This is a genomic window from Paenibacillus hubeiensis, from assembly GCF_032334105.1.
GTDB lineage: Bacteria > Bacillota > Bacilli > Paenibacillales > Paenibacillaceae > Paenibacillus > Paenibacillus hubeiensis.
Genome location: NZ_JAVYAE020000001.1, coordinates 457,234 through 469,341, shown reverse-complemented (window position 1 = coordinate 469,341; position 12,108 = coordinate 457,234). Strand labels below are relative to the sequence as shown.

Annotated in this window: 12 protein-coding genes; all 12 read left to right on the top strand. The window is 52.5% G+C overall.

What is annotated here, in order from left to right; genetic code table 11:
• Window positions 1-15 precede the first annotated feature (15 nt).
• The 12 genes from fabG (at window position 16) to rimM (ending at window position 12,108) form a co-directional block, all read left to right on the top strand.
• Complete coding sequence (fabG, locus tag RSX24_RS02205) at window positions 16-765, top strand: 3-oxoacyl-[acyl-carrier-protein] reductase (protein ID WP_343259537.1); 750 nt, start codon at window positions 16-18, stop codon at window positions 763-765.
• Window positions 766-918: 153 nt separating this feature from the next.
• Window positions 919-1,152, top strand: coding sequence for an acyl carrier protein (gene acpP, locus RSX24_RS02200; RefSeq protein ID WP_024630176.1), 234 nt, complete (start codon window positions 919-921; stop codon window positions 1,150-1,152).
• Window positions 1,153-1,321: 169 nt separating this feature from the next.
• On the top strand, window positions 1,322-2,560 hold the full coding sequence (fabF, locus tag RSX24_RS02195; protein WP_339277422.1) for a beta-ketoacyl-ACP synthase II: 1,239 nt from the start codon (window positions 1,322-1,324) through the stop codon (window positions 2,558-2,560).
• Between the two features lie 13 nt (window positions 2,561-2,573).
• A complete protein-coding gene (gene rnc, locus RSX24_RS02190) occupies window positions 2,574-3,272 on the top strand; it encodes a ribonuclease III (RefSeq protein WP_236417833.1) in 699 nt (232 codons plus the stop codon).
• 186 nt (window positions 3,273-3,458) lie between these two features.
• Window positions 3,459-7,028, top strand: a complete 3,570-nt coding sequence (smc, locus tag RSX24_RS02185; protein WP_339277424.1) for a chromosome segregation protein SMC — start codon at window positions 3,459-3,461, stop codon at window positions 7,026-7,028.
• A 102-nt stretch (window positions 7,029-7,130) separates the two neighbouring features.
• A complete protein-coding gene (gene ftsY / locus RSX24_RS02180; protein ID WP_343259536.1) occupies window positions 7,131-8,147 on the top strand; it encodes a signal recognition particle-docking protein FtsY in 1,017 nt (338 codons plus the stop codon).
• Between the two features lie 152 nt (window positions 8,148-8,299).
• Window positions 8,300-8,947, top strand: coding sequence for a PAQR family membrane homeostasis protein TrhA (gene trhA, locus RSX24_RS02175; RefSeq protein ID WP_339277427.1), 648 nt, complete (start codon window positions 8,300-8,302; stop codon window positions 8,945-8,947).
• A gap of 172 nt (window positions 8,948-9,119) precedes the next feature.
• A complete protein-coding gene (locus RSX24_RS02170) occupies window positions 9,120-9,470 on the top strand; it encodes a putative DNA-binding protein (RefSeq protein ID WP_236417823.1) in 351 nt (116 codons plus the stop codon).
• A gap of 62 nt (window positions 9,471-9,532) precedes the next feature.
• Entirely contained in the window at window positions 9,533-10,909 is a 1,377-nt protein-coding gene (gene ffh / locus RSX24_RS02165) for a signal recognition particle protein (RefSeq protein ID WP_236417822.1), read from the top strand.
• Between the two features lie 58 nt (window positions 10,910-10,967).
• Window positions 10,968-11,240: a 30S ribosomal protein S16 gene (gene rpsP / locus RSX24_RS02160; protein WP_236417820.1), complete on the top strand. Its 273-nt coding sequence runs from the start codon at window positions 10,968-10,970 to the stop codon at window positions 11,238-11,240.
• A 23-nt stretch (window positions 11,241-11,263) separates the two neighbouring features.
• The gene (locus RSX24_RS02155; RefSeq protein ID WP_236417819.1) at window positions 11,264-11,494 is read left to right on the top strand and encodes a KH domain-containing protein; all 231 of its coding nucleotides are present in this window, start codon (window positions 11,264-11,266) and stop codon (window positions 11,492-11,494) included.
• A gap of 101 nt (window positions 11,495-11,595) precedes the next feature.
• Window positions 11,596-12,108, top strand: coding sequence for a ribosome maturation factor RimM (gene rimM / locus RSX24_RS02150; RefSeq protein ID WP_236417817.1), 513 nt, complete (start codon window positions 11,596-11,598; stop codon window positions 12,106-12,108).

The following is a 12,108-nucleotide window of genomic DNA, read 5'->3' as shown; positions in this document are numbered from 1 at the left end:
AAAGGAGGACTGACTATGTCCAAACCATTGGAAGGAAAAAACGCGCTTGTTACGGGTGCCTCCCGAGGCATCGGACGCAGCATTGCGCTTGCGCTGGCGGAGGCCGGGGCTAACGTGGCCGTGAACTATGCAGGAAGCCAGGCTGCTGCGGAAGAGGTGGCTGAAGCGATTCGTGCCAAAGGCGTGAAGAGCATAACGGTTCAAGCGAATGTGGGCGTGATGGATGAAGCCGAACAAATGGTGAAAGCTACGATTGAAGCATGGGGCAATGTGGACATTCTGGTGAATAACGCCGGAATTACTCGCGACAACCTGATCATGCGCATGAAAGAGGAAGAGTTCGATCAGGTGATCGAGACGAATCTCAAAGGGGTGTTCAATTGCTTGAAAGCAGTGACACGTCCAATGATGAAACAGCGTTCAGGCAAAATCATCAACATTTCCTCCGTTGTCGGCGTGCTTGGAAATGCAGGGCAAGCTAACTATGTCGCTGCGAAAGCAGGGGTCATCGGTTTGACGAAGGCGTCTGCCCGCGAATTGGCATCCCGCGGTATTGCGGTCAATTGCGTGGCACCGGGCTTCATTGAAACCGATATGACCAAGGAACTGTCACAAGAGCTGGTCGATGGCATGTTAAGCGGCATTCCGCTTGCCCGTCTTGGCCAGCCGGATGAAATTGCCGGCGTGGTGACATTCCTCGCTTCGGATGCTTCTTCTTATATGACAGGGCAGACGCTGCATGTCGATGGCGGCATGTACATGTAGTTCTTCCCGGACTTGAACGCATGCCCGGGGAACAGACGCTGGACGATCCGCAAATGCCGGAAAAAGGTTGGGTTCCCCGGCCGGGGACCGCATATGTCTTCTATGGCATTTTGCTTGCGATTCTCGTATAATACCAAGGAGGAGGTGAACCGGATGTCCGATGTATTGGAGCGTGTAAAACGCATCGTCGTCGACCGCTTGGGCGCAGACGAGGCTGAAGTTACACTTGAAGCATCTTTCAAGGAAGACTTGGGAGCTGATTCTCTCGACGTAGTAGAATTGGTTATGGAATTGGAAGATGAATTCGATTTGGAAATCTCTGATGAAGATGCAGAAAAAATTACGACCGTAGGTGAAGTTGTAAACTACATACAATCTCATACCTAAAGTCAATTTAGTCCCGCACCTGTTTTCGAACGGCGGGACTTCTCATCATTCATCGGTTTTTCTCATTCCGCAGGTGATTACGCGGCGTCTTCGGACAGAGGACCGGATTGCCTGCGGATATTCCCACAAAATACGTGCGTATACGCAGTCGATATAGAGGTGAGTCGGTTTGAAACAAAGAGTCGTAATTACCGGTATGGGCGTCATGACATCGCTCGGAAAGGATTTGGAAACGTTCTGGGGCAACCTGATGGCAGGAAAGTCCGGCGTCTCCAAGATCGAGGCTTTTGATGTGAGTGAATACACCACACAGATCGCGGCAGAGATCAAGGATTTTAATCCGGAAGATTACATGGATCGCAAAGATGCGCGCAAAATGGACCGTTTTGTTCAGTTTGCCGTTGCTGCGGGTTTCAAAGCCGTTGAAGACAGTGGTTTGAAAATCAACGAAAATATTGATGCAGAACGTTTCGGCGTGTCCATCGGTTCGGGCATCGGCGGATTGGGCACATGGGAGGACCAGCATAATGCGCTCCTGCAAAAAGGCCCTAAACGGGTAAGTCCGTTCTTCATTCCGATGATGATCTCCAATATGGCATCAGGCCAGATGTCCATCTCCCTGGGCGCCAAAGGACCGAACATCAACGTGGTCACGGCTTGCGCAACAGGAACTCATTCCATTGGTGATTCCTTCAAGCTGATTGCGAACGGCGACGCCGACGCGATGATCTGCGGCGGTGCCGAAGCGACGATCCGTCCGACGGGCCTTGCGGGATTTTGCGCCATGCGCGCCATGTCCACGCGCAATGATGAGCCGGAAAAAGCAAGCCGTCCTTTCGATACCGGTCGCGACGGTTTCGTGATGGGCGAGGGTGCGGGCATTCTGATCCTGGAATCGCTGGAGCATGCCCAGAAGCGCGGAGCGCGCATCTATGGCGAAGTCATCGGGTATGGCCTTACAGGTGATGCTCATCATATGACCGATCCTGATCCTGACGGCGCGGCACGCTGCATGAAGATGGCTCTTCGCAGTGCAGGCATCGAGCCGGAAGCCGTGGATTACATCAACGCACATGGCACATCGACGCCTGCGGGTGACCTTTCCGAAACGACGGGCATCAAAAAGGCATTTGGAGACCATGCGTACAAGCTGGCGGTGAGCTCCACCAAGTCGATGACGGGCCATATGCTGGGCGCGGCAGGAGGCGTGGAAGCCGTCATTTGCGGTTTGACGCTGGCGCACCAGACGATTGCGCCGACCATCAATCTGGACAACCAAGATCCTGAATGTGACCTGGACTACGTGCCTAACGTTCCTCGCCAAGCGGATATCAATGTTGTTATGTCCAACTCATTTGGATTTGGCGGTCACAACGCAACCATCATTCTCAAAAAATTCGAAGCATAAGGGGCTAGTTCGTTTGAGTGAAGATCTGAAGCAGTTACAGCAAAAACTTCAAATCAAATTTGACAACAGGCAGCTCTTAAAACAAGCGTTTACCCATGCTTCTTATGTAAACGAACACCGGTTCAGTCAGCATCAGGACAACGAACGCCTGGAATTTCTGGGCGATGCGGTGCTTGAGCTGACCGTATCGGAATACTTGTATCAACTGTATCCTGATCGGCCGGAAGGTGAACTGACCAAACTTCGGGCATCTATCGTATGCGAACCTTCCCTGGTCAAATTTGCTGAAGTTCTCGGTTTTGGACAGTACGTTCTTCTCGGCAAGGGAGAAGAACTGACGGGTGGTAGAACGCGGCCGGCATTGCTCGCTGACGTGTTCGAGTCTTTCATTGGCGCGTTGTATCTCGACCAAGGACTGGAACCCGTAAGAACGTTTTTGGAAAAACATGTGTTTCCGTTGATTGTCCCGGGCGGCAAGCTGCAGGTCAGCGACTTTAAGACGGAACTGCAGGAACTTACTCAGCATCATAATATGGGTGTCCTTGAATACCGCATTGTGGAGGAACGGGGACCTGCCCATGAACGGGAGTTTGTCTCCGAGGTCCTAATGGGTCAAGAACGGCTTGGCAGAGGCACAGGACGATCCAAAAAGGAAGCCGAGCAGCAGGCTGCATCTGCGGCTCTGGAGCGCTTGAAGCTGCCGGAGGCCTGAGCTTGACCGTGTGCGTACAGACAAACGAAGAGCAAAGAGCAGCCCGTGGGTCCGCCCCGGCGGAAATGACCGGCCGGACTGCTTTTTGCTCTTTTTTTTGTAAGACGGACACGTGAAAGCCGGTGAGTACTTGCCGGCGCGAATTTAACTTTTTACACGAAAACGGAGGAGGTGACGGGAAGCCCGATGTTTCTGAAACGTATTGAATTGGGTGGATTCAAGTCATTCGCCGACAAAACGGAAATGGAATTTGTCCGCGGCATTACCGCGGTGGTAGGTCCCAACGGGAGCGGGAAAAGCAACATTTCCGACGGGATCCGCTGGGTGCTTGGAGAGCAAAGCGCCAAATCGCTGCGCGGCGGCAAAATGGAAGATATCATTTTTGCCGGCAGTGATGCCAGGAAAGCCGTCAATTACGGCGAGGTTTCCTTGACGCTGGACAATGAGGATCATGCGCTGTCCCTGGATTTTGGTGAAGTGACGGTAACCCGCCGCGTGCATCGCAGCGGAGACAGCGAGTATTTTATTAACAAACAAGCCTGCAGGCTGAAGGATATTACCGAACTGTTTATGGATACCGGCATCGGAAAAGAGGCCTATTCCATCATCGGACAGGGAAGAATCGAGGAAATATTGAGCACCCGTTCCGAGGACCGGAGAGGCATCTTCGAAGAGGCTTCGGGAATCGTCAAATACAAAACGCGCAAACGGGACGCCACGCGCAAGCTCGATGAAACAGAACAGAATTTGCTGCGCATCCATGACCTGGTCACCGAGCTGGAGGATCAGATTGGCCCGCTGAAGGAGCAATCCGAAAAGGCGATCCACTATAAAGAGTTGCGTGGGCAGTTGAAATCCAAGGAAATTTCCATGTACGTGTACCAAATCGAACAGATCCATGCCTCCTGGAGCAAGGCCAATGCGCGTCTGGAAGCATTGAAGGAAGAAGAAGTCGGGTTGGCTGCGATCGTTTCCACGCATGATGCCAAGCTGGAGAGCGACCGGAACGCCTTGCGCCTGCTGGAGTCAGAAGTGGAGCAGCTTCAGGCAGAATTGTTGCAATACAGCGAAGCGACGGAGAAAAGCGAAGGGCATGGCGAGCTGTTGAAAGAACGTTTTCGCCATCTGCAGACGAATCGCGAACAACTGCGGACGAGCCTGGAATCGAGCGAGGAAAGACACCGGGAACGCAAGGCAGAACTCATTGCCTTGCGCGAGAAGTACGCTGCGCTGGAACGCGAGCTCGCCGACGTGCGGAATCGGCTTTCCGAAGAGGAGGCGAAGCTGGTCGGCGTTACCGGCGGCATCAGCCAGCAGCAGGAAGAAAGCCTGAAGGGCAATTTGCTGGAGCTGATGAACCAGATGGCCCAGGCGCGCAACGAAATTCGTTACGTGGACCAGCAGAAGGAAAATCTGGAGCGCCGAATGAACCGCGCTTCCGAGGAGTCCGGCAAATGGGAGGGCCAAAAGGAAGTTCTGGAACGCCGCAAGGCCGAAATCCAGAAAAAGGTTGCGCAGCTAGGCAAACAAATCGGTGATCTACGCAGCGGATATATTTCGGAAAGCGAACGGCTGAATTCTTTGCAGAAGCTGCTCGAAGAGAGCCGGGGCACGGTCCGGAAATGGGAGCAAAAACGCGAGGCGCAGATTTCACGCCGGGATACGATGAAAGAAATGCAGGATGACTTCGACGGATTCATGCTGGGTGTCAAGGAAGTGCTGAAGGCATCGCGCAAAGGCGTGCTGAACGGCGTCCACGGCGCCGTGGCCGAATTGGTTCAGGTGCCTGAGCGGATCGAACTTGCCGTCGAGACGGCCATGGGGGCATCGCTGCAGCATATCGTCATGGAGAACGAATCGGTCTCCAGGCAGGCTATCGCTTTCTTGAAGCAGCGCCAGCTTGGACGGGCCACCTTTCTCCCGCTGGACGTCATCCGGCCGCGCGCAATCGGTGCCGGAGAGCGTTCCATGATCGAAGGCATGGACGGTTATGTCGGAATCGGAGCTGATCTGGTCCATTACGACTCACGTTATGCGGCCATTATAGGCAGTCTGCTTGGCAATGTCATCATTGCGGAGACGCTGGAGCATGCCAACAAAATTGCCGCACGCTGCCAGTATCGTTTCCGGGTAGTTACGCTCGAAGGCGACGTGGTGAATGCGGGCGGTTCCATGACCGGGGGAAGCCAGCATAAAAAAAATTCCAGTCTGCTCAGCCGAAAACGCCAGCTGGATCAGCTGGATCAGGATATTTTGGATACCGAACAGCAGATCAGGAAGCTGCACCAAGGCGTGGAGGACATAAAGTCCCAATTGGAGCAATGCCAGGACAAGCTGGATGAGCTGCGTCAATCCGGGGACGTGACGAGAAACGAAGAGCAGCAGGCGTCCATGGAGATGAAACAAGTGGAGCATGAGCTTCGCCACGTGCTGGAGCAAGTCGCTGTCGCCGGACAGGAGAAGAGCGGGTTTACCGAGGAGCTCAAAGACCTGGACGCGGCCCGGGCGGATGCAGTCAAAAAGCTTGAAGAGCTCGAAGAAGAAGAGAAAGCGACGCATCGGGCGATCCATGCTGCCGAATTTGCCCGCAAAGCGAACGAATCGGCCAAGGAAGAACTGCAGACCCAGCTGACCGAGCTGAAAGTTCGGGAAGGGAAACTGGATCAGGAGCGTTTCTCGAATGAGGAACAGCTGCGGCGCCTCGAACGGGAAGTTTCCTCCCTGGAGAAGGAATTGAAACAAAATAGCACCTTGCTTGCATCAATGGAAGCGGACCTGAAGAAGACGGAACAGGACAGCGTGAAGCAGATCGAAGACCTGAACCGGTTCAAGCTGAAAAAAGCGGAGTCTTCCCGCGAATTGGACTTTAAGCGCGCCGCCCGGAGCGAATTGTCGAAAAAGCTTGAGCTCGCCGAAAGCGAGACGAAGGAGCAGCGGGTTCAGCTCAAAGCGGTGGAAGAGCAGATGCGCCAGACGGAAATATCCGTCAATCGTCTGGATGTCGAGCTGGAGAGCATTTTGCGCAAGCTGACCGATGAATACGAGCTTGGCTACGAGCTGGCCAAAGAGCGATATCCTGTACCTGAAGACGTGGAAGGCACGAGGCAGGAAGTTCAGAAGCTTAAACGGAGCATTGCCGACCTGGGCGATGTCAACCTGGGTGCCATTGAAGAATTCCAGCGGGTCAACGAGCGTTATGAATTCCTGAACGATCAGAAGAATGACCTGGTGGAAGCCAAAACGACGCTGTATCAGGTGATCCGCGAGATGGAGGACGAGATGGCCAAACGGTTCAAATCAACGTTTGATGCCATTCGCCGCGAATTCGGCACGGTGTTCAGCAAATTGTTTGGCGGAGGACGCGCCGATCTCGTATTGATGGACCCTGAACGTCTGTTGGAAACGGGCATCGATATCGTCGCCCAGCCTCCGGGCAAAAAATTGCAAAACCTGCAGCTCTTGTCCGGCGGTGAACGGGCATTGACCGCAATGGCGCTTCTGTTTGCCATCCTGCACGTCAAGCCGGTTCCGTTCTGCGTGCTCGACGAGGTCGAGGCTGCGCTGGACGAAGCAAACGTGGTGCGTTTTGCCCAATATTTGCGCGAGTTCTCGGAGCAGACGCAGTTTATCGTGGTTACCCATCGCAAAGGCACGATGGAAGAGGCCGACGTGCTGTACGGAGTCACGATGGAGGAAGGCGGCGTTTCCAAGCTGGTTTCGGTCAAACTGGAGGATGAAGAGGCCGTAATCGCATAAATGCCGGAAAAGGCAAGCTGTATTTAAAACGAATCAACTAAGGAGCTGCGATGACATTCGTAAGGTATTTCGTCGCAGTCTCTAACACGATGGAGGGGCTTTATGAGTTTCTTTAAAAGGCTGAAGGATAGCATTGCAAACAAAGCGGAGTCGGTGACGAAGCAGTTCAAGGACGGTTTGGAAAAAACGCGCAAAGGGCTTGTGGAAAAGGTAACCGACCTGGTCATCCGCCGCAAAAAAATCGACGAGGAGTTCTATGAGGAACTCGAAGAGATCCTGATCGGTGCCGACGTAGGGGTGAACACAGTTTTGACGCTGATCGACGACCTGCGCGACGAAGTGAAGAAGCGCAGAATCGAGGATGCGGCAGAGCTGCAGCCGGTGCTGTCGGAGAAGCTGAAAGACCTGCTCCGCGGGGAGCAAAACAGCGAATTGAGAATGAATCCGGATGGGATCACGGTTATTTTGTTTGTCGGGGTCAACGGCGTGGGCAAAACGACGACCATCGGCAAACTGGCCCATCGTTTCAAACAACAGGGCAAAAAGGTCATGATGGCTGCTGGAGATACATTCCGTGCCGGGGCGATTGAACAGCTGGAGGTATGGGGACAACGCGCCGGCGTTGAAGTCATCAAACAGCAGGCAGGTTCCGATCCGGCTGCGGTCATGTATGATGCCGTTCAAGCGGCGAAACAGCGGGGAGTGGACGTGCTGCTGTGCGATACGGCAGGCCGTCTGCAAAACAAATCGAACCTGATGGAAGAGCTGAACAAAATCTATCGTGTCATCCAGCGCGAAATTCCCGACGCTCCGCACGAAGTGCTGATGGTGCTTGACGCGACCACAGGCCAGAATGCACTTAGCCAAGCCAAGCTGTTCGGCGAGAAAAGCGGAGTTACGGGTCTGGTGTTGACCAAACTGGACGGCACAGCCAAAGGTGGAATCGTGGTAGCGATCCGCCAGGAGCTTGACCTTCCGGTCAAACTGGTCGGTTTGGGCGAAAAAATCGATGATCTTCAGCCGTTCGATTCGGAGCAGTTCGTTCATGCGCTCTTTGCCGGATTAATCCAGGAGCAGTCTGCCGACGACGAGAAGAAGGAAGATACAAACGAATCGTAGTACAATGATACCTATATTGGTTGATGTTCAACTTATATAGATTACCCTGATTGCCGTTGATGAATGGAAACCTCGCGTGCCATGGACAGCGGCAATCGGTGTATAATGGACTAAACAGGAAATGAAAGCCAGGATTAGAAAGGACGGTTGATATGGCCAACACCTATACCTATTCCCGCCGCGAGGAAGTCGCCAATGCCGTGACCCATGGCATCGGCGCCGCCCTTAGCGTGGCTGCATTGGTGCTGCTCATCGTATTTTCAAGCATGAAAGGCACTGTATGGCATGTCGTCAGCTTCACGATTTACGGTATTACGATGCTGCTGCTGTACACCAACTCAACCATGGTCCATGCCCTGAAGGAGGGCAAGGCCAAAGATTTGTTCGAGTTTTTTGACCATTCATCCATCTACCTTTTCATTGCAGGTACCTATACGCCGTTTTTGTTCGTGGCAGTGCGCGGAACGCTTGGATGGACCTTGTTCGGCGTTATTTGGGGCATCGCCTTGGCGGGCGTCATTTTCAAGGCGTTTTTCACGAAACGGTTTTTGTTCATGTCCACGTTGTTTTACCTCGCAATGGGCTGGTTGATCGTTATTGCCTGGCAGCCGCTGGTGGCAGCTGTACCTACCGGCGGCATTACGCTTCTGGTGGCCGGGGGAATCATGTACACGCTCGGAACGCTGTTTTATGTGTGGCGCGGTTTCCCTTACCACCATGCGATTTGGCATTTGTTCGTGCTTGCAGGCAGCATTCTTCATTTCTTCGCGGTGCTGTTATACCTCACGCCACTGCGTTAAAATCGGAGAAAAACGAATCGTTTTCCGTGCCGGAAACGGTTCGTTTTTTGCTTCGTGAAGGAAAAAAGATTGTGACAAGTATTTTTGCTTGACATCCGGTTTTGTTTTGGGTATGATAAGGAACGTTGCAAGAGTGTAAAGTGTTTTTCCTTGACGAAGGGAGTGCCCCGATGTGAGTCAAGAGAACCGGCTGGACAAGACAAACCGGATAAACTTGCTATTTGCTTTCTATGAGCCATTGCTTACGGAGAAGCAGCAAACATTTTTGAAGTATTACTTTCATGATGACTTCTCGCTCGGTGAGATTGCTGCCGAGTTCGAGATCAGCCGCCAGGCGGTATATGAGCATATCAAGCGTGCGGAGCAGGTGCTGGAAAACTACGAAAGCAAGCTGGGCTTGCTGGAGAAGCATGAACGGCGCGGCCGTACTTTGGAACAATTGCGAATGGCATTGGAACGCGCAGGCGTTTCCGTGGATAACGACAAACAAATAAACGATCTGGTTCGTCAGTTAGCGGATTGATCGGCAATCCTGGATGAAACCAAATCGGTATGAAACAGTATAAAGGCTAAGGAGGTGGGATCATGGCATTTGAAGGATTGACGACCCGACTGCAAAATGTGTTCAGCAAGCTGCGCGGCAAAGGCAAAGTGTCCGAAGAAGATGTTGCCGAAGCGATGCGCGAGGTTCGTCTGGCATTGCTCGAAGCGGACGTAAACTTCAAAGTGGTCAAGGAATTCATCGCCAAGGTGAAAGAAAAGGCTGTCGGCAAAGAAGTGATGGACAGCTTTACGCCAGGCATGGTCATCATCGACATCGTTAACAAAGAGTTGACGGAGCTGATGGGCGGAAGCCAGTCCAAGCTGGCCAAGGCCAACAAACCGCCGACGGTGATCATGATGGTCGGTTTGCAGGGTGCGGGGAAAACGACCACATCCGGCAAACTTGCCAAAATGCTGCAGAAGCAAAACAGCCGTCCATTGTTGGTGGCGGGCGACATTTATCGTCCGGCAGCCATCAAGCAGCTGCAGGTGCTCGGTGAGCAGCTGAAGGCTCCGGTCTTTAGCCTGGGAGACCAGACAAGCCCGGTCGAGATTGCTCGCCAAGGTTTGCAGCACGCCAAGGAGAACGGCAATGATTACGTCATTATCGATACGGCAGGCCGCCTGCACGTCGATGAACAGTTGATGGAGGAATTGCGCCAGATCCATAGCACGGTAAATCCGGACGAAGTACTGCTTGTCGTGGACAGCATGACGGGTCAGGATGCCGTTAACGTGGCTGAGCATTTCAACAACCAGCTTGAGTTGACCGGCGTTGTTCTGACCAAGCTGGATGGCGATACGCGCGGCGGTGCCGCTTTGTCGGTAAAAGCCGTTACCGGTTGCCCGATCAAGTTTGCTTCGCTCGGCGAAAAGCTTGATGCACTGGAGCCTTTCCATCCGGAACGAATGGCATCCCGTATTCTGGGGATGGGCGACATGCTCTCATTGATCGAGAAAGCCCAGTCCAACATCGATACCGAAAAAGCGAAGGAAATGGAACGTAAAATGCGTAATGCCGAATTTACGTTCGAGGATTTCCTGGAGCAAATGGATCAGGTGAAAAAGCTGGGACCGATCGACCAGATCATGGACATGATACCCGGCATGGGCAAGATGAAACAAGCCAAGGACCTTAAAGTCGATGACAAACAAATGGGACGCATCGAAGCGATCGTGTTCTCGATGACAACGGAAGAGAAACGAAATCCGGACCTCATCAACCACAGCCGCCGGAAACGGATTGCAACAGGCAGCGGAACTTCGCTTGCGGAAGTCAACCGCCTGATTAAGCAATTCGATGAAATGCGGCGCATGATGAAGCAATTGTCCGACATGATGGGCCCTAAAGGCGGTAAAAACAAAGCGATGAAGCAGCTCAAAGGCTTGGGCAAGGGAATGAAATTTCCTTTCCGTTGATGGCATGGGCAGCTGAATGATAGGCAACAGATTTCGTTGAAGGAGGTGAATGTTCAAAATGGCAGTTCGTATTCGTCTGAAACGTATGGGTGCTCACAAAGCTCCTTTCTACCGCGTCGTGGTATCGGATTCCCGTTCCCCGCGTGATGGTCGTTTTATCGAGGAGATCGGTTACTACAACCCGGTTGAACAACCGGCAGTTGTCAAAATCGATGAAGATAAAGCATTGCAATGGCTCCAAAACGGTGCGCAAGCATCCGACACTGTTCGCAACTTGCTGAGCAAAGCGGGCGTGATGAAAAAGTTCCACGAGTCCAAACAATCGAAATAAGTTGCTGATTCGGAGGGTCATCTATGGAAGAATTAGTAAGTACAATTGCTAAGGCTTTGGTCGATCATCCGGAAGATGTGGCAGTTCGAACGGTGGAGAAGGATCGGCTCGTCGTTTACGAGCTGACCGTTCATCCCGACGATGTCGGAAAGGTGATCGGCAAGCAAGGGCGAATCGCGAAATCTCTGCGTACGGTCGTCACGTCAGCAGCAGTTAAGATGGATAAACGGGTTACCGTTGATATCATATCTTAAAGATATACGAAAGGGGGTTAGGATGCATGTCCTAGCCCCTTTTCGTACATGCTGAAACTTACAATCATAGCGATGGGTTGAATGAAATGCAGGAGGAATGTATGTCACAATTCATGAATGTAGGTAAAATCGTTAACACTCACGGCATCCGCGGTGAACTGAAAATCATGCCCACCACGGACTTTCCTGAAGTTCGCTTTGCCAAAAATGCAGAGCTTTATTTGTTCATGCCTGACGGGCAATCCGTATTGGCAAAGGTTGAAGCGGCTCGTCCGCACAAAAACATGTATATCGTTCGTTTTAAGGAATTTGGCAACATTAACGAGGTGGAGAAATTCAAAGGCGGTATGGCCAAGGTTTCGAAGGAAGACCTTGCCGAGCTGGAGGAAAACGAATATTATTTCCATCAAATTATCGGCTGCTCCGTCGTCACTGAAGAAGGCGATACACTGGGCAAGATTACAGACATTTTGACACCCGGCGCCAATGATGTATGGGTCGTTAAGACATCTGCCGGCAAAGAAGTGCTGATTCCGGTGATTGACGACGTTGTCCTGGATGTGGACATCGAGCAGCAGCAGGTCAAAATTCATCTGATGGAAGGGTTACTATAG

Coding starts and splice junctions, on each gene's coding strand:
- fabG (WP_343259537.1), top strand. CDS start 16: ATGTCCAAACCATTGGAAGGAAAAAACGCGCTTGTTACGGGTGCCTCC.
- acpP (WP_024630176.1), top strand. CDS start 919: ATGTCCGATGTATTGGAGCGTGTAAAACGCATCGTCGTCGACCGCTTG.
- smc (WP_339277424.1), top strand. CDS start 3,459: ATGTTTCTGAAACGTATTGAATTGGGTGGATTCAAGTCATTCGCCGAC.
- ftsY (WP_343259536.1), top strand. CDS start 7,131: ATGAGTTTCTTTAAAAGGCTGAAGGATAGCATTGCAAACAAAGCGGAG.
- trhA (WP_339277427.1), top strand. CDS start 8,300: ATGGCCAACACCTATACCTATTCCCGCCGCGAGGAAGTCGCCAATGCC.
- ffh (WP_236417822.1), top strand. CDS start 9,533: ATGGCATTTGAAGGATTGACGACCCGACTGCAAAATGTGTTCAGCAAG.
- rpsP (WP_236417820.1), top strand. CDS start 10,968: ATGGCAGTTCGTATTCGTCTGAAACGTATGGGTGCTCACAAAGCTCCT.
- RSX24_RS02155 (WP_236417819.1), top strand. CDS start 11,264: ATGGAAGAATTAGTAAGTACAATTGCTAAGGCTTTGGTCGATCATCCG.
- rimM (WP_236417817.1), top strand. CDS start 11,596: ATGTCACAATTCATGAATGTAGGTAAAATCGTTAACACTCACGGCATC.